This is a genomic window from Nocardia sp. NPDC003482, assembly GCF_053588115.1.
Map to the genome: position 1 here is coordinate 144,891 of NZ_JBSFPI010000006.1, position 19,896 is coordinate 164,786.

A 19,896-nucleotide genomic window follows, 5' to 3' on the forward strand; every position below is an offset into this window, starting at 1 on the left:
GATGAAAGTCACTGTCGACCAAGGCAAATGCGTCGCGGCCGGGCACTGCGTCATGCACGCCGAGCGGGTGTTCGACCAGCGCGACGACGACGGCATCGTCGTCCTGCTCGACGAGCACCCGCCCAGCGAGCTCGCCGACGACGTCCGCCAGGCCGCGGCGGTGTGCCCGGCCTCGGCGATCCACATCGAGGAATGAAACGGCAGGAGTCCCAACGTGTCCGAAGTGATGACCGACGTCGCGCAGACCGACGGTATCTCGGAGTACCCGATGCTCCGTTCGTCCGCCTGCCCCTTCGCGCCGCCCCCGGAGGCGTTGCGGCTGGGGCGGGCCGCGCCGCTGAGCCGGGTGCGGATCTGGGACGGCAGCACCCCGTGGCTGATCACCGGCCACGCCGAGTACAAGACGCTGATGGCCGATCCGCGGGTGAGCGTGAACGACCACCTCGACGGCTTCCCGCACTGGAACGAGGGCATGAAGTCCATCGTCACCAGCCGCCCGCCGTCGGTGTTCACCAGTGACGGCGAGAAGCACAGCCACTACCGCCGGATGCTCACCAAACCGTTCACCGTCAAGCGGGTCAACGGGCTGCGCGAGGTGATCCAGCGGGTCACCGACGAGCACATCGACCGAATCCTGGCCGGGCCACGGCCCGCGGATCTGGTGGCCGGACTGGCGTTGCCGGTGCCGACGCTGATGATCAGCGAGATGCTCGGCGTGCCCTACGACGACCACGAGTTCTTCCAGGAGTCGGCCACCGCCAGCGTCGACCGCTTCGCCACCAAGGAGCAGGCCGACGAGCGCCGCAGCACCCTGGCCCGGTACCTGGTCGACCTCATCAAACAGAAGCTGGACGAACCGGCCGAGGACGCGCTGTCCGATATCGCCGAGCGGGTGCGCTCGGGCGAGATCACCATGGGCGAGGCCGCGCAGCTCGGCACCGGCCTGCTCATCGCGGGCCACGAGACCAGCGCCAATATGATCTCCCTCGGAGTGCTCGCGCTGCTGGACAATCCGGAGCAGTGGGCGCTGCTGCGCGACACCGACGATCCGAAGGTGGTCGCGGGCGCGGTCGAGGAGCTGATGCGGTATCTCAGCATCATCCAGAACGGGCAGCGGCGGGTGGCGGTCGGCGATATCGAGGTCGCGGGGCAGACCATCCGCGCGGGCGAGGGCATCATCTTCGATCTGGCCCCGGCCAATTGGGACGAGAAGGCGTGGGACGAGCCGGACAAGCTGGATCTGCGCCGCCCGGCGAGCAAGCACGTCGGCTTCGGTTTCGGCCCGCATCAGTGCGTGGGCCAGCAGTTGGCGCGCGCGGAGTTGCAGATCGTGTTCGGGACCCTCGCGCGGCGGATCCCGACCCTGAAGCTGGCGATCCCGTTCGAGGAGGTCGAGTTCAAGCACGACCGCCTCGCCTACGGCGTCTACGTGCTGCCCGTGACCTGGTAGGTGCGCGACGCCCCGGCCCGCGCCGAGGGGATCACTCGGTCCGGGCGGGGGCGCGCACGACTTCCGGTGTGCCGCCGATGATTCCGTCGGCCGCCAGGGTCGCGATCCGTTCCTCGGTCAGGCCGAGTTCGGTGAGGACCTCGGTGGTGTGCTCGCCCAGCAGGGGAGCGGGGGCGCGATGGAACCGTTCGGGTCCGGCGGAGAAGCGGATCGGGACGGTGCTGTGGCGCGCGGTGGGCAGCACGGGGTGGGGGACGGGTTCGAAGAAGCCGCGGTGGAGCAGGGGCGGTAGCTCGGCCTGGCGGTGCGGTTGCATCACCTTCGCCACGGGAACCCCTGCCTTCCAGAGGGTTTCGACAATCGAGTCGCTGTCGCGTTCGGCGCACCACGCGGCGAGGCGGGCGTCGATGAGGTCGTGCTGGCGGCGGCGTCCCGGCGCCGTGCACAGGTCACCATCCCTCGCCCACACGGGATCGCCGAGGGCCGCGCGCAGGCGTTGCCACTGATCGTCGGTTTCCACCGCGATCGCCACCCAACGGTCTTCGCGCCCGAACTCGTCGATGCCCTTGGCGCGGTAGAGGTTCTGCGGCGCGGCCACCGGGCCGCGGTTGCCGTCGCGCTCGAGCAGCGTGCCGTAGGCGGAGTACTCGATGACCTGTTCGGCGGCCACATTCAGCGCGGCCTCCACCATCGCCGCCTCCACCAGCGCCCCCTCGCCGGTGCGGCGGCGGTGTTCGAGGGCGAGCAGCAGGGCGTTGAGGGCGTGCACGCCCGCGTTGGGGTCGCCGATCGAATAGGGCTCGACGGGATTCTGATCGGAATAGCCGGTGAGCCAGGTCAATCCGGACGTGTCCTCGATGACGTAGGCGAACGCCGGATGGTCGCGCCACGGACCGTCCAGGCCGAAACCGGGCATCCGCACCATGATCGCGTCGGGCCGCAGCTCGCGCACGGTGTCCCGATCGAGGCCGAACTGTTCCATGACGCGCGGCGTGTAGTTCTCCACGACCACATCGGCGCGAGAGATCAACGCGTGCAGGATCTTCCGGCCGTCGTCGGTGCGCGAGTCGAGGGTGATGCTCCTCTTCCCGGTATTGAGACCGGTGAAGATCGGCGACTTCTCCCACCACCGCTCCTCGGTGGCGGGCACGCCCGCGATGAGCCGCGTTCCGTCCGGGCGGGTCCCCGATTCCACATGCACCACGTCCGCGCCGAGCATGGCCAGATAGTGGGTGCACGACGGCCCCGCCCAGAACGTGGTCAGATCCACCACCCGCAGACCACGGAACGGCAGCGCGTCCGGTTCGGAACCATTGCGCGACACCGGCTTCGGCGTCGTCAGCGTGTCGGCCTCGGAAACGTTGCGCGACAACGGATTCAGCGGCGTCAGCGTGTCGGGCGCGGGACCCCTGCGCGACACCGGCTTCGGCGGTGGCAGCGCGCGGTAGTGGTCGGTGTGCTCGCCCAGGCGCGGGGCGGGTTCGGGGGCGCGCAGGAGCGGGGGAGCGGTGCGGTAGGGCGGACCGGGCTGGGTGAAGCCGTCGCGGGGGTTGGTGGTGAAGAAGCGCCGCGCCTGGTAATGGTCCATGCTGGGCGCGTTCGCGCCGTGCACGACGGGGCCGTTGGGGATGCGGAAAGCCGTTGCCAGATCCCGGATCACGTCCACGGGCTGTTCGGCCATCCACGCCATGATCTCGGGGGCCTTCTCGGTGGCACGTTCCGTGATGCCCGGCCCGATGCCCTCGTCGATCCACTCCGGATGACCGACCATGGCGCACAGGTCGAACCACTGCTGGGCGGTGCCGCACCCCACGGCGACCATGCCGTCGGCGGCCGCCGCGACACCGGGCACGCTCAGCCGCCGCCGGTCGCGGAACGGGCGGCCCAACCCCTCGAAGAACGACACCGGATAGTAGGTCAGGCCCAGGATCTGGGTCTCGAGCATCGACAGATCGCACAGCTCGCCCACTCCGGTGTCGTGCGCGCGCCACCGCGCGGTGAGCGTGGCCACGGAAGCGTATGCGCCCGCGAACCATTCGCCGATCCGCCCGCCCACGTGCACGGGCGCACGGTCCGGCGCGCCGCGCCCGAGCCCGACGATGCCCCCGGACCAGGCTTGCAGCGTGAACTCGGTGGCGGGCCGGTCCGACCACGGACCGTCCAGCCCGAACGGCGTGATCGCGGTGACGATCAGATGCGGGTGGCGGGCGCGCAGAGCCGCGGGCGCGCAGTGCGGATGCTCGGCCAGAGGGGAACCGGGCGACCACACCGCCACCCGCGCGGCCGCCAGAATCCGGTCCACCAGCTCCAGATCGACCGCGACCGCAGGATCGGCCACGACGCCGCGCTTGGATCCGGCGAGGAAGGCGAACAGCGCCCCGTCCGCCCCGGATGCGAGTTGCGCGCCTGAGGCGGTCCACCGCCGCAGCGAATCCCCCTCGGGCGCTTCGATCTTCACCACCTCGGCCCCGGCGTCGGCCAGCAGTTTGGTGCAGTATCCGCCCGCGATGCCCGAGGACAGGTCGGCCACCAGACAGCCGTCGAGAACCGCCATCTCAGTGGTCCCAGTGCGGCGCGCCGGTCAGCACCTCGGCCCCGGTGTCGGTGATCAGCACCGCGTCCCGGCCGAAGACCGCGCCGACGCCGGACTGCCACACATAGCCGGTGACCGCCAGGACCATGCCGGGTTCGAGGCGTTCCGCGGTCGCGGTGCCGCGCAATATCGGCGACACCACGGGTGAATCGAAACCCATACCCAGGCCCCGGGCCACCGGCACCGGCGGCAGCGCCTCCCCGGCGGCGGTGTAGGCGTCGAGCAGACCGGCGGCCGACCGGCCCGGGCGGCAGGCTCCGATCAGTCTGTCCCACAAGCTGTTCCAGCGTCCGTAGAGGCCACGGGCGTGGGCGGAGTCGCCGACCGGGTGGGTGCGGCCCACCTCGCCGATGTAGCCGTCGCCGAGCACGCTCGCCGAGATCGCCACCAGATCGCCGTCCCGGACGCGCCGATCCACTCCGGCTCGGCGCCACGGGTGTTCGCGCGAGGTGACCCACGCGCAGTCCTGCGCGGCGGGGGTGCTCACCCCGCCCGCGGCCTCCGCCTCCAGCACGACTCCGGTCAGCTCCTGTTCGGTCACGCCCGGCGCGAGATGGGCCCCGGCCGCGGCGAGCGCGTCCTCGGCCACCCGCAGCGAGTCGCGCAGCACCGCGATCTCCTCGGGCGTCTTGATCCGCCGCGCCGCCCGCAGGGCGAGTTCGCCGTCCACCAGCTCGGCGTTCGGGAACGCCGAGGGCAGCATCGCCGCGAAAGACGGTGACAGCGCGTCGGTTCCGACCCGCTTCGCCGTCGCCGCGCCCGGGATCTCGCGCAGCACCGCGACGAGGTTCATCGGGTTCCAGGCGAGCCCGTACAGGTGCTCGTGCGGGATGTCGTCGGGGATGCCCTCGTCCCAGGTGCTCAGCAGGTGCACGTCGCCGGTCTCGCGGACGAGCGTGGCGACCGGGCCGAAGGGCCGGGTCCCGGCCACCCACAGCTGCGGCGCGCCGGAGACGTAGCGGGCGTTGCCCTGTCGGCCGAGGACGAGGACGTCGAGATCGTGGGCGCGCATCTGGGCCAGCGCGCGCTCGCGCCGCCCCAGGCGCAGGGCGCGGTCGTCCGGCGCTACCTCAGTCTTCATAGGGCGCGTAGGGGTAGTCGGTGAGTGCGGTCCAGCCGTCCTCGGTGATCACGATGATTTCCTCACTGCGGTAGCCGCCGGTGCCGTCGGTCCAGACGACCGGCTCCAGCACCAGGACCATGCCGGGTTCGAAGACGAAGTTCTCGTCGTACTCGGGCCCGAGATCCGTTCCGATCATGGGCATTTCGGCCGCGCTGACCCCGATGCCGTGGCCGAGGTAGAAGTGCGGCAGCCAGGGTTTCACGCCGTCGTTGGCGGCGGTCGCCGCCCGCGCGAGATCCGCCGCGGTCGCCCCCGCCTTCGTCACGTCGAGCACGGCGTTCAGGATCGTGCGCCACCGCCGGAACTGGTCGCGCTGAGCGGCATTCGGCTCGCCACCCACCAGCCAGGTGCGGCCGAAGTCGGAGCAGTAGCCGCCGTAGGTGATGCTGACATCGGTCCACAGCACATCGCCCGCCGCGAGTTCGCGCGCGGTGGTGAGCAGCGGCAGCGCCAGATCGCCGTGCGTGGTCCACACACCGTCGGCCCTGCTGTCGGGCATGACCTGCCAGATGGCGTCCAGCATGGTCGCGGTCGCGCCGAGTTCGAAGGCGCGCCGGATGAATCGGGCCGACAGATCGATCTGGCGGCGGCCGGGAGCGAGCGCGGCCTGCACGTCGACCATGGCCCGTTCGGTGATCCGGCACGCGGTGCGGATACAGGCGATCTCGTCCGGGGTCTTGATCAGCTTGGCGGCCCCGACCACGAGGGCCGCGTCCGAGGGCGGGCCGCCGGGGAAGACCGCGTCGCCCGCGCGCCGCATCGCCCCGGTGCATTCGTCCACCGCGACGGTCGAGCCCGCGGGCACGAGTTCGGCCAGCCGCCGCGCGAATTCGGCGACGCCCTCGTCGAATTCGAGGTACACCGGGCCGTGCAGATGGTCGTCGGGCAGCTCGGATTCCGCCGCCGCGCCCTCCCGGAACGGCAGGAACAGATGCGGCCACGGATCCCCGGCCACCACCACCGCCACCGGGCGCTCGACGTGCGCGAGTCCGGCGTCGCCGAGCGGCCAGTTGGCCCCGGTGGCGTACACGACATTGCTGTTGTGCAGCAGGACCAGCGCGTCCACGCCCCGCGCCGCCATCGCCGAACGCAGCCGCGCCCCGGTGTCGCGGCGCATGCGGGCGCGATCGGGCCGCTCGGGTATCTCGAACCGCGCGGCGCCCGCGGTCACGGAGGAAGTCATAGGCCCAGGAAGTCCTTGATATTGCCGCTCACCACGCGCGCGGCGTCCTCGGGTCCGACCGCCTCGACCACCGCGGCCAGCGACTTCTCCGAATAGCCGAACGTGCTCTCGTTGTGCGGGTAGTCCGACGACCACATCACCCGGTCGCGGCCGATCTGGTCGACCATGGACAGCCCGAGCGGATCGACGATGAACGAGGCCCGCATGTGATTTCGCCAGTAGTGGCGCACCTCGTGCTCGACCGGGCGGTCGAGCATGTGCTGGAAGGAGGCGAGCATGTGCTCGGCGTCCTGCAACGCCGCGGGCACCCAGTTGATGCCGCCCTCGAACCAGCCGACCGACAGACCGGGATGGCGGTCGAGGATGCCGCTGAAGATGTACTTGGCGAACAACTCCCGGAACGGGGCGACATTGTGCATCATGCCCACGGCCACGCTGTTGACCTCGCACGGCGCCGACAGCGGCGATTCGCCGATGTGGTGGGCGACCGGCACCCCGGACTCCTCGATGGCCTCCCACACCGGACGCATCGCCGTGCCCGCGTAGTCGATGACCTTGCCGTCGTCGTCCTTACCGGCCGACAGCGGCAGCAGAAACGTCCTGAGCCCCAACGACTTCAGCTCCGCGAGGGTGCGCCGCGCGCCCTGCCCGTCCCACCAGTTGATCAGGCCCACACCGTAGAACGCGCCGCCCGAACGCTCCTGCAACTCGGCGATGTACTCGTTGTACACCCGGAACGCCAGCTCCCGAATCTCCTTGTCCGGGTAGAACAACAGCGCCAGCAGCGCGTTGGGGAAGGCCAGCTCCTTGGCGATGCCGTCGGCGCGCAGGTCCGCGATGCGGGCCTCGAGGTTCGCGCTGCCCGATCCCTCGAGCGGGTCGTACTGCATGAGTACATGGCTGAAATCGCCGGGCAGGAACGACTTTCCCTTGCGGCCCAGCTGATACGCGCCGTCCTCGTACCAGACCCGCGGCGCCCGGTCCTTGAGCGACTCGGGGAACCGCTCGTAGAAGATGTCGTCGGCCAGCGAGATGTGATTGTCGGCCGAGAACACCTCCGTCCCGACGGGAAGCCCCAGACCGCCCTCGGCATGGCCGCGCCGGTCCTTGGGCGGTCCGAAGCCGCCGGGCGGATACAGGGAAGCACTGCTGGTCGGAGCCGACATCGGGTCCCTCCATGACTGAGGTTCGCTTGCGAGAATGACGTTATCATTTTTCGAGAGGCGTGTACATCCAGGCATCGAAGAGCTGGCCCTTTTCGGGCATTTTGACTGGGAGAATGGTGTTATCCTCGAGGCCATGGACGCTCGGTCTCACGATCCCGGCCGCCGCGGCGATCCGCGGGTGCACAAGCTCGCCGGAACCCGCCTGCGCTTCGACTGGGGAGTCGTGCGATACCGCCTCGACGTGGTCGCGACCAGCGTCGCCGACGCCGTCGAACACGCCGGGGGCTGGCTGTTCGACCGGGCCGCCGCGGGCTGGGAGGTGAGCGTGCTCGTCCCCGAGCCCGACGACGATCGGCCGCTGCGCATCCTCGGCGCGGAGGTGCTGGACCTGCGGGCGGTGCTCGATACGGGCGGGGTGGATCGGCGGCCGCACGCGATCGCGGTGGCCGCCGAACTGATCGACTGGGACGCGCGCATGGCCGACGGGCTGCGCCGCGCCCTCGACGACGGTGGCATCCAGGTCGTCGGCTGGGGCGCCAACTGGCCCGCGGTGCCGGAGTACCGGGTCGATCCGGTGCTGCATCACCTGAGCGCGGCGGCCCAGGTGTTCAAGGCGCAGGCGCTGGCCGCCGCGGGCGTGCGCGTCGCGGCGACCGGGCCCACCGAGACGCTGTGCAGCGGAATGGCTTGGTGGCCACCGGTTGTCGCGGATCTCAGTCCCGTGGGCGGGTGATCCCGCGCGAGCAGAACGCCCACACGTCCGCGGCGGTGATGGGATCGGCGTCGTCGTCGGCCGCGGTGGGCCGGGCGATGTACATGACGGCCTGCATGGTGATCGCCGCCAGGCGGCGCGGATTCGCCCCGGGCGGCAGCGCGCCCGCCCGCTCGGCCTCGGTGAGCAGTTCGGTGAACAGCTCGAAATGCGACGCGTGCGCCTTGCGGACCTCGGCGGCCCGCGAGCGCAGCAGCTGCGGCGCGAACTCGGTGAACAGCGGCCGTTGCGTGCGCGGATCGGGCCGGCACAGCTGATAGAGCAGTTCGACCGCGATGCGCAGCTTGTCCAGCGGATCGGTGCGATTGCCGGTGGCCGCGCGGATCTGCGCGACGGTCCGGTCCAGGGTGTCCTCGTAGAGCGCGAGCAGCAGTTCGTGTTTGCCGTCGAAGCGCATGTAGAAACTGGTCAGCGACTGCCCGGCGCGGTCGACGACCTCCTGCACGGTGATGTCGGTGCTGCCCTTCTCGGTGATGGCCGCCTGCGCCGCGTCCAGAAAACGGTTGGCGCGGTTGCCCGCTCGCACCCGGGCCCCGCGCAGCGAGCGGTCGACCGAGCGCCGCACCCACGCCGGTTGCCGCTCCTCCTCGAGGTGGCTCATGCGCGTCCTGCCCCTCGGCCCGGCGGGCCTACACCGGATCGAACGCCGAAATGCGCCATATCCCTTGGGTTTTGGTGAGGGTGACGCGCACGCTGCTGGCCGTCATCGCCGGATCGGGTTTGGCGGCGGAGGTGGTGCTCTGATCGATGAACACCAGGGCCGTGGCGGTGTCGTCGCGCAGGTCCGAGACCGCGGCGCGCACGACCGTGGCGGTGGTCTTGACGGATTTGTCCTTGGCCGCCGGGGCCACGATCTGCTGGGTGAACTGCGTGTAGTAGGTCAGGAAGTCGCCGGTGAGATGGGATTTGGCGGTGTCGAAGTCGTGATCGAGGGTGTCGGGGGCGTAGGACAGCAGCGCAACCGTGCCGTCCCGGGCGGCGGCGAGCGCGGCGGCCCGGTCCGAGTCGTCGGCGCGGCGATCGGGCAGGTACTGGAACCAGATCAGCGACGCCGCGGTGACGGTGCTCGCGAGCACGAGCACGGTGAGCGCGACGGCCCCGGGCGCGCGGCGCAGCGCGGCGAATCCGCGACGGATCAGGTGCGCGGCCACGGTGGCCCCGGTGCGGACGGCGTTCACGGCACGAACTCCACTTTCGACATCTTGATCCGGTCGTCGGCCCGCGTCACGGTCACGCTGAGCCGCCACACCCGCGGTTCCTGTTTCGCCCCGGCCGAATTGGTGATCTGCGAGGTGGCCGCCACCAGGATCACGGCCGAGTCGTCGGTCATGGACTCCACGGCGGTCGCGGTGACCTTGCCCTCGGTGGTGACCTGCGACTGCTGGACCACCTTGGTGAAATCGTCCGCGCGGCCCTGGAAGTCGTCCCGGAACGCCCCGGTGGAATTGTCCAGCACGCGCTGCACATCGTCCTTGGCGTGGTTGAAGTCCAGCGACGTCAGCGCCACCACCCCCTGCCGCGCCGCCGCGGTGAACTCCGCGGCCCGCCGCTGCTCCGCCTCCGCCTGACGATGCCGCCACACCGAGAACCCGCTCACCCCGAGCGACACCACGATGAGCACCACCGCCACGGCCACCACCGCGCCCCGCCGCCACCCGACCGCCGCCACCCGCGCCCGCACCCGCCGCAGCCGGGTCCGCTCCTCGGAATCCGCCTCGCCCCCAGCCGTTTCCCCCGCCGCGTCGGTACCCGCTCGGGCCTCCGGATCCGCCACGGACCGCACCGCCTGCGGCGTCGCGTCCTCCTCGGCCCCGGCGCGCGCTCGGGTATCCGTATCTGTCGCGGAATCGTCCTCTGCCACAGCGGGGTTCGTCGTGTGCAGCGCCGTTTGCGGTGTCGAGTGTTCCTCGGACCCGGGGGGTTCAGGCGGGGTGGGGGAGACGGGCACGCTGGGTTCGGTTGCGGGCGTGCTGGTTTCAGACGTGCGGGCCGAAGCGTCGGCGCGCTGGCGGAGCCGGGCCGCGCGGGCGCGGGCCCGGGCGGCGGCGGCCTCGGCCTCGGCGGCCTCGGCGGCGGCCTCCGCCTCCTCGGCGGCCAGGAGCAGGGTGCGGGGATCCACGTCGGGATCGGCGAGATCTTTCACTCGGTGATCACCGCGGCCTCCGGCCGGACCGTCACCGGCGCGGCCAATCGCTGTTCGTCGCAGATGCGTTGCAGCTTCTTCAGGGTGTCGTCCAGTCCGGGGCCCAGCCGCTCCCCGGGGGTGAAGGTCGCGGGCAGATGCCGCATCCCCTGGATGACGCCGATGGTGTCGTAGTGCACGGTGCCCTCGGGATCGCAACGGTAGTCGGGCATCCGGTCGAGCACGGCGGTGAGCATGGACTTGAACACCGTGCGCGCGACGTTCGAGCCGATGCAGCGATGGATGCCGATCCCGAAACTGAAGTGCCGGTTGCCCTTCCGATCCAGCAGCACATCGTCGGGATCCGGGAACACCGCCGGATCGCGATTGGCCATCGCCCACGACAGCCACAGCCGCTCGCCCTCCTGGAAGCGGGTGCCCGCCACCTCGAAGTCCTGCGCGATGGTCCGCCCGTCGCCGGGCGCGGGGGTGAAGTAGCGCAGGAACTCCTCGGTCGCCGGATTGAGCAGATGCTCGCGCTCCCGGCCGAGCAGCTCGCGCTGGTCCGGATGCTCCGACAGCCACTCCAGCGCGTGCGCGGTGAGCGCGGTGGTGGTGTCGAACCCACCGCCGATGATCAGCCCGAGCATGCCGAGGATCTCCAGATCCGGCGCGGGCTCGCCGTCGATGCGCAGCTGGATCAGCGCGTCGACCAGACCGGGCCGCGGATTCTGTTTGATCTCGTGCAGATTGGTGACCAGATCCAGGCCCATCTGCCGGTGCATCTCCGCCACCCGCACCGCGTCGGGGGAATCCTCGGGGGTGTAGACCGCCGCGTGCACCGGCTCGCTGTAGACCGACCACTTCTCCAGCGGGATACCGAGCATCGCCAGGGTCAGCACGGCGGGAACGATATTGGCCAGATCGTCGACGAAGTCGATGCGCCCGTCCTCGATCCGCTCGTCCAGGCTCGCGCGGACCACCTCGTCGATGAACGGCTCCCACCGCTTGACCGCCGCGGGCGACAGATACGGGTTGAGCACCTGCCGATAGATCCGATGCTCCGGATCGTCCATCTCCAGGATGCCGCCGCGCACCACCGAGGCGCGCCGGGCGGTGGGGATCGATATTCCCTTGTAGCCCTTGCGTTCCCCGTTCAGGTCGTGATCATTCGACACGTGCGGGCAGCGGGCCAGCTCGAAGACCTCGTTGGCGCCGCTGGCGACCCAGTGCCCGTCGTAGGTGTCGGTCCACGCGATCGGGCAGCGCTCGTGCATCTCCCGGGTGATCTGCTCGAAGCGGCCGCGGTATTCGGGGGTGTGCCGGTCGAAGTGGTAGCGGTTGCGTTTGCGGTCCTCGCCCGCGGCGACCTCGTCGATGCTCACAGTGTGTTTCCCTCCGGTGTGCTCACGCCTCGGCGATGGCGCGCTCGGGGCACGAACGCACCGCCTCGCGCACCTGCTCCTCCTGATCGGCGGGCACCTCGTCGAACACCGCCGTCGAATGGCCATCGATCTCGCTCAACTCGAACGCCTTCGGCGCAGCCAGGGCGCACAGGGTGTGGCCTTGGCAGCGTTCCGGATCGACCCGAACCTTCATCGCACTGTCCTCGCTGTCGTCTCGTCCGCCGGTCTCACAGGTGGTGGTCGTACCACTTCAGATAGCCGCCGCCGTCCACCCGCAGCTGCATGCCGGTCACGTACCGGGCCTCCTCGGAGGCGAGGTAGACGATGGCGTTGCTGATGTCCTCGGGCTCGATGTAGGAGATCGGCATGGCCTGCTGCACCCCGAACACCGGTTCGGCGTCGGCGCGGGTGGGATGTTCCAGATCGGGGCGGAAGGAGCGGTACATCGGCTCGCTCTGCAACATCGGGGTGTTGCAGTTGGTCGGATGCACGACGTTGAGCCGAATGCCGTGGGGCGCGAGGTGAGTCGCGAGGTCGTGCACGTAGGCCGACAGCGCCCGCTTGGAGTGCACGTAGGCGATGCCGCCCAGATCGCGGCCGGGCTGATCGGTCTTGGAGGTGTCCATCATGGCCGCGGTCGATCCGGTGGCGATGACCGATGCGCCGGACCTCAAGTGCGGCAACGCGACCTGGATGGCGTTGATGGTGCCGATCAGATTGGTGTCGATGACATCGCACCACGCCTGGTACTGCGGCTCCCCCTTCATCCCCGCGATCCCGGCCTGGGCCACCACGATATCGAGCCTGCCGAATTCGGCCAGCCCCGCGTCCAGCGCGGCGCGCAGCGAATCCACCTTGCGCACATCGGCTTTCGCGGTGACGATGCGGCGGCCGGTCTTGCCGACCAGATTCGCGGTCTCCTCGAGATCCTCCGGACGGGCCAGCGCGTAGCCGAGGGTGGGGATGTCCTCGCACAGATCGACCGCGATGATGTCGGCGCCCTCCTCGGCGAGGCGGACCGCGTGGCTGCGACCCTGGCCGCGCGCGGCGCCCGTGATGAATGCGACCTTGCCCTCGACACGTCCCACGGTCGTTCCCCTTCACTGCTGGGTGCTCGATGCGAGAAGAATCATACTTCCGCGAAAGAGAACGGTACTCTACCTAGAAGTTGGCAGCAAGGTTCGACTCCGTTCACGACCAGGAGTGGAACGCGAGAATCACATTTTCAGTGAGGCGGCGATGGGTAACACCGGCGAGACGCGGCAAGCCGCCTGGAAACAGCGCGCGGTCGAGCGTGCCCTGCGCGGCGCGGCCCAGCGCGCGGGGCGGCGGGTCGAGCAGTTCTTGGACGCGGCGCAGGCCATCATCACCGAGAAGGGCAGCACCGACTTCACCGTTCAGGAGATCGTGGACCGGTCGGGGCAGTCGCTGCGCAGCTTCTATCTCCAGTTCGACGGCAAACATCAACTGCTGCTGGCCCTTTACGAGGAGGCGGTCGGCAAGACCGCGGCCCAGATCCGCGCGGCCGCGACCGTGCGCGAGGATCCGGTGGACGCGCTGCGCACGGCGGTCGAGCTGCTGTTCCATCTGTGCCGCCCGGACCCCGACGCGCACCGGCCGCTGTTCACCGAGTTCTCGCCGCGGCTGCGCACCTGCGATCCGGCCGAGGTGCGGGCCGCGCACGCCGCGCTGTTCGCGCTGTTCGCCGAGCTGATGGAACGGGTCGGCGCGGCCGGGCGGCTGCGGCCTGGCGCGAATCCGCGACGGCTGGCCGCGACGACCATGCAGGCGGTCATGTTCATCGCCCATCCCGGTACGGTCGAGGCCGATCCGCATCCCATCTCGGCCGCCGAGGCGTGGGCGTTCTGCGCGCACGGCATCGTCGGCGCTGGCGAGTATTGAATTCTCATATTCGGTATGCGAGCCTTGTCGATGACGAGAATCTCATTATCCGTTTGTGAGAGGGAGGTGGATCGATGGGTGTCGGAGTGCCCCGCTGGTCCCCGGCCCTGGCCCGGCGGAGCGTGAGCGTTCTCCAAGTGGTCGGCGGGCTGTTCGCCATGTCGGCCGACGCGGTTCGGTTCGTCTTCCGGCGGCCGTTCCAGACCCGGGAGTTCCTCGAGCAGTCCTGGTTCATCGTGCGGGTGTCGCTGGTGCCGACGCTGCTGGTGGCGATCCCGTTCACCGTGCTGGTCAGCTTCACCCTCAACATCCTGTTGCGCGAGCTCGGCGCGGCCGATCTGTCCGGCGCGGGCGCGGCCTTCGGGGCGGTGACCCAGGTCGGGCCGATGGTGACGGTGCTGATCGTCGCGGGTTCGGGGGCGACGGCCATGTGCGCGGACCTCGGCTCGCGCACGATCCGCGAGGAGATCGACGCCATGCAGGTGCTCGGCATCAATCCGGTGCAGCGCCTGGTGACTCCGCGCATGTTGGCCTCGGGTCTGGTGGCGTTCCTGCTCAACAATCTGGTCTGCATCATCGGCATCCTCGGCGGCTACGTCTTCTCCGTCTACGTCCAGGACGTCAATCCGGGCGCGTTCGCCGCGGGCATCACGCTGCTCACCGGCGTGAACGAGGTGATCATCTCCTCGATCAAGGCGCTGCTGTTCGGCTTGGTCGCGGGGCTGGTGGCCTGCTATCGGGGGCTCATCGTCACCGGTGGGGCCAAGGCCGTCGGCAACGCGGTCAACGAGACCGTGGTGTACGCGTTCATGTCCCTGTTCGTCATCAATGTCGTCGTCACCGCGATCGGCATCCAGATGACGGCGAAATGAGGTGCCGCCCATGACCATTGCCGCGCGCTATCCCAAACAGGTGCGCCGCGCGCAGCGGCCGATCAAGGGGCTGGGCCGCATCGGCGACCACACCCTGTTCTATCTGAAGGCGTTGGTGCGCGCGCCCGCGGCGGCGGTCCGCTATCCGCGCGAGACGATCCGGCTCATCGCCGAGATCAGCATGGGCTCAGGGGCTTTGGCGGTGTTCGGCGGCACGGTCGTCATCGTCGGGTTCCTGACCCTGGCCACCGGCGGCACGCTCGCGGTGCAGGGATACAGCTCGCTGGGCAATATCGGGATCGAGGCGCTGACCGGATTCCTGTCGGCGTTCATCAATGTGCGCATCTCGGCGCCCGTCGTGGCGGGCATCGGCCTGGCCGCGACCTTCGGTGCGGGCGCGACCGCGCAACTGGGCGCGATGCGCATCAACGAGGAGATCGACGCGCTCGAATCGCTGGCCATCGAACCGATCGCGTATCTGGTGGGCACCCGGATCGTCGCGGGCATGGTGGCCATCACGCCGCTGTACGCGCTGGCGGTCATCGCCTCGTTCCTCGCGAGCCGGTTCACCACGGTGTTCCTGTTGGGGCAGTCGGCGGGACTCTACGACCACTATTTCTCGACGTTCCTCAATCCGCTGGATCTGGTGTGGTCGTTCGTGCAGGCGTTGTGCATGGCCATCACGATCCTGCTCATCCACACCTACTTCGGGTTCTTCGCCAGCGGCGGGCCGTCCGGGGTGGGCATCGCGGTGGGCAACGCGGTGCGCACCTCGCTGATCGCGGTGGTCTCGGTGACGCTGCTGGTGTCGCTGTCGGTGTACGGGGCCAACGGCAACTTCAACCTGTCGGGATAGGGAGCGATGCTGTCGAATGTGTTGCGGCCCTTGCTGGGTCTGCTGTCCATCGGCGCCGTGGTGGCGATCGTCGCGGGCGCGATCACGCTGTTCCGCGGCGGGCTCACCGACACCGTCCCGGTGACGGTGCTGGCCGGGCGCGCCGGGCTGGTGATGTACCCCGACGCGAAGGTGGAGATGCGCGGGGTGACCGTGGGCCGGGTGAGCGCGATCGACGAACGCCCCGACGGCACGGCCGCGATCCACCTTGCGATCCAAGCGAATCAGGTGCGGATGATCCCCGCCGACGTCTCCGTCGACATCGCCTCCACCACCGTCTTCGGTGCGAAGTTCGTGCAACTGATCCCGCCGGATCGGCCCGCCCGGGCCACGCTCGCGGCGGGTCAGGTGTTCGACGCCGACCATGTGACCGTCGAGATCAACACGGTCTTCGAACAACTCACCCAGGTGCTCGGCAGCATCGAACCGGAGAAGCTGAACGAGACCCTCGGGGCCATCGCGGCCGCCACCAAGGGCCGCGGCCAGCACATCGGGCAGATGCTCACCGACCTCGAGGCGTTCCTCGCGAAGCTCGAACCGAGCCTGCTCGCGTTGAACACCGATCTCGTGCAGGCCCCGACGGTGGTGAACGCCTACGCCGATGCCGCGCCCGCGCTGCTGGACACCGCGGGCAACGCCGCGCGCATCAGCGAGACCCTGGTGGCCGAACAGCACAATCTCGACGCCCTGCTGACCGGCCTGATCGGCTTGTCCGACACCGGAACCCAGGTGCTCGGCGACAACCACGCGGGCCTCGCGTCCACGCTGCGGCTGCTGGTGCCCACCACCGAACTCACCGACGAGTACCGCGACGCGCTGAACTGCTCGATGGCCGGATTGGCGAAGCTGTACCGGCTGCCCCCGGCGCGGATGGAGGGCGTCGCGATCTCGGCGAACTTCCAGTTCGGCACGTATCCGTATCAATACCCGCAGGATCTGCCCAAGGTGGCGGCCAGCGGCGGTCCGCAGTGCGAGGTGGTTCCGGTGCCCTACGAGGGGAAGCCCCCGTTCGTCGTCGCGGACGTCGGCGCCTCGCCCTGGGAGCATCCGCGCCGGGATCTGGAACTCAACGTCGACTCGATTCAGCAACTGCTGCTGGGCATTCCGGCGAACGGAGCGCCGCGATGACGCGGCGCAACGCCCCGCTGCTGAAGTTCGGCGCCTTCGCCGCGGTGATGGTCGTGCTGTCGGGAGTGCTGATCCTGGTGTTCGGCGACTACCGCACCGGCTCCACCAACGGCTACTCGGCGGTGTTCACCGACTCCTCGGGCCTGCGCGCGGGCAACACCGTGCGCGTCGCCGGGGTGCGGGTGGGCACGGTGAAAGGGATCGAGCTGCGGCCCGACCACACCGTGACGGTCACCTTCGACGCCGACCGCGGCGTCGCGCTCACCACCGGCACCCACGTCGCGGTCCGCTACCTGAACCTGGTGGGGGACCGGTACCTCGAACTGAGCGAGGGACCGGGCTCGACGACGATCCTGCGCCCCGGCGCGCGGATCCCGGTCGAGAACACCACGCCCGCACTGGATCTGGACCTGCTGCTGGGCGGGCTGAAACCGGTGATCCAGGGCCTGAACTCGCGCGAGGTGAACGCCTTCACCTGGTCGCTGCTCGAGGCCGTCCAGGGCAAGCAGGGCACCCTCGATTCGCTGATGACCCGGACCGCGTCGTTCACCACCACCCTCGCCGACAACAGCGCGGTGATCCAGCAGCTGATCGACAACCTGAACACGGTGATGGCGACGCTGGCCGCGGACGGCAACCAGTTCGCCGGGACCGTGGACCGGCTCGAGCAGTTGGTCACCGAGTTGTCGCGGGATCGCGATCCGATCGGCGCGGCCATCACCGCGCTCGACACCGGCACCGCCTCGATCGCCGATCTGCTCACCCGGACGCGAAACCCGTTGGCGGGCAGCGTGGCCGAACTCGCCCGGCTCGCGCCCGCGCTGGACGGCGACAAGGGAACCCTGGAGACCGCCATCCAGAAGGCCCCGGAGAACTTCCGCAAGATGGCCCGCACGGGCACCTACGGCAACTTCATCCAGTACTACCTGTGCGAGATCACCGTCCGGGTGAACGATCCGTCCGGCCAGGTCGTGGTGCTGCCCGCGATCAAGCAGGACGCGGGGAGGTGTGCGCCCTAGTCATGCTCGAGTATCGAGGCGGTCAGCTGTTCCGTCAGGGTCTGGTCGGCATCGTCGTCATCGTGTGCGTCATCCTGATCGGATTGCAGTCCCAGGCCGTACTGGCCTGGGGCACAACGGTTCGCTACGAGGCGGTGTTCACCGAGGCGGGCGGGCTCACCGTCGGCGACGACGTCATCGTGTCGGGGGTGAAGGTGGGCAGGGTCGCGACGGTGGCGTTGCGCGACGGCGACGCGCACGTGGAGTTCACCACCGAGTGCACCGTCCGGCTCGGCGACCGGACCTCCGCGCACATCAAAACCGGTTCGCTGCTGGGCAAACGGATCCTGACCGTGGTCTCCGAGGGGTCGGGCACGCTGCGCCCGCACGCGGTCATCCCCACCGAGCGGACCTCGTCGCCGTATTCGCTCACCGACGCGGTCGGCGACCTCACCGGCAATGTCACCGACTTCGACACCAAGGCGCTCAACGAGTCGCTGGATCTGCTGTCGTCCACCCTCGACCACATCGCCCCGCAGCTGGGCCCGACCCTGGACGGGCTGACCAAGCTCTCGCACACCCTCAACGACCGCGACGCCGCGCTGCGCGCCCTGCTCGGCGCCACCGCCGACGTCAGCGGCATCCTCGCCCAGCGCGGCGATCGGCTGAACACGCTGTTGCTCAACGCGAATTCGCTGCTCGGCGTGCTCGCGGAGCGGCGGCAGGCGATCGTGGACCTGCTGGCCAACACGACCGCCGTGTCGCGGCAGCTGTCCGGACTGGTCGCCGACAACGAGGCGCGGCTCGGGCCCGTGCTCGACCACCTGAACTCGGTGGCCGCCATGCTCGAGAAGAACCGCGACAGCATCTCCGCGGCGCTGCCCGGCCTGGTGAAGGTCACGCTCACCCAGGGCGAGATCGTGTCCAGCGGACCGTTCTACAACGCCTACGTCGCGAATCTGCTGCCCGCCGAGCTGACCCAGCCGTTCATCGATCAGGCGTTCGGGCAGCTGCCGGTCCCCACTCCCGCACCGGAGGCGCCCCGATGAGAAACCGTCGCATCCTGCGGGCCGCCGGGGCCGTGCTCATCGTCGCCGTCGTCGCGGCGGGAGCGCTGGTCGTGCGCCGGGAGATGTTCGCGCCCACCACGATTCGCGCGGTGTTCGCCTCCGCGACCGCCATCTACCCCGGCGACGACGTGCGGGTGGCGGGGGTGAAGGTCGGCACCATCGCCGCGATCGAACCGCGCGGCACCGGCACCGAGATGGTGCTGCACGTCGACCGCGGGCTGCGCGTGCCCGCCGACGCGCGCGCGGTCATCATCGCGCAGAGCCTCATCGCCGCGCGCTACGTGCAGCTCACCCCGGCCTATCGCGGGTCGGGGCCGACGCTGGCCGCGGGCGCGACCATCCCGCGCGAACGGACCGCGGTGCCGGTGGAATGGGACGAGATCAAATCCCAATTGACCCGGCTGGCAACGGATCTGGGCCCCGACAGCGTGCTGGCGAGCAGCTCCACCGGCCGGTTCGTCGACAGCGCGGCCGACGCGCTGGCGGGCAACGGCGACAAGCTGCGCCAGACCCTGGCCCAGCTGTCCGGTGTGGGACGGATTCTCGCCGACGGCAGCGGCAACATCGTCGACATCATCGAGAATCTCCAGCGGTTCGTGACGGCGTTGCGCGACAGCAACACCGAGATCGTGCAGTTCGAGAACCGGCTGGCCTCGCTGACCAGCGTGCTCGACGACAGCCGCTCCGAACTCGACACCGCGCTGACGACGCTGACCACCGCGATCGGCGAGGTGCAGCGGTTCGTCAACGAGAACCGCGACAAGGCGAGTGAGCAGGTGCGGCGGCTGGCGGACGTCACCCAGAACCTCGTCGACCATCGCGGCGATCTGGCGAACCTGCTGCATCTGTTCCCGACGAGCCTGGCGAACTTCTACAACATCTACAACCCCGACACCGGTACGGAGGCGGGCGTTTTCACGCTGAACAACTTCACCAACCCGGTCCAGTTCGTGTGCACCGCCATCGCCAGTCTGGAGAACGCCACCGCCGCACAATCCGCCGACCGCTGTCGCGAATACCTCGGGCCGTTTCTGAAGATGCTGGCGTTCAATTACCTTCCGCTGCCGGTGAATCCGATCCTCGGGCCCACCGCGGACCCGAAGAACCTGATCTACACCGAGCCCGATCTCATCCCGAAGGTGGTCGACACCCGGACCCCGGCGCCCCCGCCGCCGAGCCTGGGCGACATCCTCCTCCCGGGCGGAAGGCGCTGACC

Annotated in this window: 20 protein-coding genes; 10 read left to right on the forward strand and 10 right to left on the reverse strand. The window is 69.7% G+C overall.

All coding sequences use genetic code 11. From position 1 onward, the window contains the following. The first annotated feature begins 1 nt into the window (after position 1). Positions 2–196: a ferredoxin gene (locus ACWDSJ_RS11475; RefSeq protein ID WP_387360354.1), complete on the forward strand. Its 195-nt coding sequence runs from the start codon at positions 2–4 to the stop codon at positions 194–196. Between the two features lie 30 nt (positions 197–226). After that, on the forward strand, positions 227–1,450 hold the full coding sequence (locus ACWDSJ_RS11480) for a cytochrome P450 (RefSeq protein ID WP_450031557.1): 1,224 nt from the start codon (positions 227–229) through the stop codon (positions 1,448–1,450). A gap of 31 nt (positions 1,451–1,481) precedes the next feature. Here ACWDSJ_RS11480 and ACWDSJ_RS11485 read toward each other — a convergent pair whose 3' ends face one another. From ACWDSJ_RS11485 to ACWDSJ_RS11500, 4 genes are read right to left on the reverse strand one after another with little or no spacing between them, the layout of a single operon-like run. Next, a complete protein-coding gene (locus ACWDSJ_RS11485) occupies positions 1,482–4,004 on the reverse strand; it encodes a CoA transferase (protein WP_450031258.1) in 2,523 nt (840 codons plus the stop codon). 1 nt (position 4,005) lies between these two features. Next, positions 4,006–5,124, reverse strand: coding sequence for a M24 family metallopeptidase (locus ACWDSJ_RS11490; RefSeq protein ID WP_450031260.1), 1,119 nt, complete (start codon positions 5,122–5,124; stop codon positions 4,006–4,008). Then, a complete protein-coding gene (locus ACWDSJ_RS11495) occupies positions 5,114–6,349 on the reverse strand; it encodes a M24 family metallopeptidase (RefSeq protein ID WP_450031261.1) in 1,236 nt (411 codons plus the stop codon). The genes ACWDSJ_RS11490 and ACWDSJ_RS11495 overlap by 11 nt, the downstream gene beginning before the upstream one ends. Then, on the reverse strand, positions 6,346–7,515 hold the full coding sequence (locus tag ACWDSJ_RS11500; protein ID WP_450031263.1) for an amidohydrolase family protein: 1,170 nt from the start codon (positions 7,513–7,515) through the stop codon (positions 6,346–6,348). The genes ACWDSJ_RS11495 and ACWDSJ_RS11500 overlap by 4 nt, the downstream gene beginning before the upstream one ends. Before the next feature lie 223 nt (positions 7,516–7,738). Here ACWDSJ_RS11500 and ACWDSJ_RS11505 point away from each other — a divergent pair, with 223 nt between their 5' ends. Next, positions 7,739–8,248: a hypothetical protein gene (locus tag ACWDSJ_RS11505; RefSeq protein WP_450031559.1), complete on the forward strand. Its 510-nt coding sequence runs from the start codon at positions 7,739–7,741 to the stop codon at positions 8,246–8,248. On the opposite strand, the gene ACWDSJ_RS11510 is transcribed toward ACWDSJ_RS11505, so the two are convergent. From ACWDSJ_RS11510 to ACWDSJ_RS11535, 6 genes are read right to left on the reverse strand one after another with little or no spacing between them, the layout of a single operon-like run. Beyond that, positions 8,229–8,888 carry a TetR/AcrR family transcriptional regulator gene (locus tag ACWDSJ_RS11510; RefSeq protein ID WP_387360366.1) on the reverse strand — a complete coding sequence of 220 codons (660 nt, stop codon included), beginning with the start codon at positions 8,886–8,888 and terminating at the stop codon, positions 8,229–8,231. The two genes, ACWDSJ_RS11505 and ACWDSJ_RS11510, sit on opposite strands and share 20 nt — an antisense overlap. A gap of 28 nt (positions 8,889–8,916) precedes the next feature. Continuing rightward, positions 8,917–9,438, reverse strand: coding sequence for a twin-arginine translocation pathway signal (locus ACWDSJ_RS11515; RefSeq protein WP_450031561.1), 522 nt, complete (start codon positions 9,436–9,438; stop codon positions 8,917–8,919). Between the two features lie 23 nt (positions 9,439–9,461). After that, complete coding sequence (locus tag ACWDSJ_RS11520; protein WP_450031265.1) at positions 9,462–10,430, reverse strand: hypothetical protein; 969 nt, start codon at positions 10,428–10,430, stop codon at positions 9,462–9,464. Further along, positions 10,427–11,794: a cytochrome P450 gene (locus tag ACWDSJ_RS11525; protein WP_450031267.1), complete on the reverse strand. Its 1,368-nt coding sequence runs from the start codon at positions 11,792–11,794 to the stop codon at positions 10,427–10,429. The genes ACWDSJ_RS11520 and ACWDSJ_RS11525 overlap by 4 nt, the downstream gene beginning before the upstream one ends. A 22-nt stretch (positions 11,795–11,816) precedes the next feature. Beyond that, positions 11,817–12,008, reverse strand: coding sequence for a ferredoxin (locus tag ACWDSJ_RS11530; RefSeq protein WP_387360372.1), 192 nt, complete (start codon positions 12,006–12,008; stop codon positions 11,817–11,819). Between the two features lie 34 nt (positions 12,009–12,042). Beyond that, positions 12,043–12,903 carry a mycofactocin-coupled SDR family oxidoreductase gene (locus ACWDSJ_RS11535; RefSeq protein ID WP_450031269.1) on the reverse strand — a complete coding sequence of 287 codons (861 nt, stop codon included), beginning with the start codon at positions 12,901–12,903 and terminating at the stop codon, positions 12,043–12,045. 151 nt (positions 12,904–13,054) lie between these two features. On the opposite strand from ACWDSJ_RS11535, the gene ACWDSJ_RS11540 reads away from it, so the two are divergent. From ACWDSJ_RS11540 to ACWDSJ_RS11570, 7 genes are all read left to right on the forward strand, one after another. After that, complete coding sequence (locus ACWDSJ_RS11540) at positions 13,055–13,717, forward strand: TetR/AcrR family transcriptional regulator (RefSeq protein WP_450031271.1); 663 nt, start codon at positions 13,055–13,057, stop codon at positions 13,715–13,717. A gap of 74 nt (positions 13,718–13,791) precedes the next feature. Beyond that, a complete protein-coding gene (locus ACWDSJ_RS11545) occupies positions 13,792–14,589 on the forward strand; it encodes an MlaE family ABC transporter permease (protein ID WP_450031273.1) in 798 nt (265 codons plus the stop codon). A gap of 10 nt (positions 14,590–14,599) precedes the next feature. Then, positions 14,600–15,445 carry an MlaE family ABC transporter permease gene (locus tag ACWDSJ_RS11550; protein WP_450031275.1) on the forward strand — a complete coding sequence of 282 codons (846 nt, stop codon included), beginning with the start codon at positions 14,600–14,602 and terminating at the stop codon, positions 15,443–15,445. 6 nt (positions 15,446–15,451) lie between these two features. Continuing rightward, a complete protein-coding gene (locus ACWDSJ_RS11555) occupies positions 15,452–16,612 on the forward strand; it encodes an MCE family protein (protein ID WP_450031277.1) in 1,161 nt (386 codons plus the stop codon). Beyond that, the gene (locus tag ACWDSJ_RS11560) at positions 16,609–17,631 is read left to right on the forward strand and encodes an MCE family protein (RefSeq protein ID WP_450031279.1); all 1,023 of its coding nucleotides are present in this window, start codon (positions 16,609–16,611) and stop codon (positions 17,629–17,631) included. Before ACWDSJ_RS11555 ends, ACWDSJ_RS11560 begins: the two co-directional genes overlap by 4 nt. 2 nt (positions 17,632–17,633) lie before the next feature. Beyond that, positions 17,634–18,659, forward strand: coding sequence for an MCE family protein (locus ACWDSJ_RS11565; protein WP_450031281.1), 1,026 nt, complete (start codon positions 17,634–17,636; stop codon positions 18,657–18,659). Further along, entirely contained in the window at positions 18,656–19,894 is a 1,239-nt protein-coding gene (locus tag ACWDSJ_RS11570; protein WP_450031283.1) for an MCE family protein, read from the forward strand. The genes ACWDSJ_RS11565 and ACWDSJ_RS11570 overlap by 4 nt, the downstream gene beginning before the upstream one ends. The last annotated feature ends 2 nt before the right edge of the window (positions 19,895–19,896 follow it).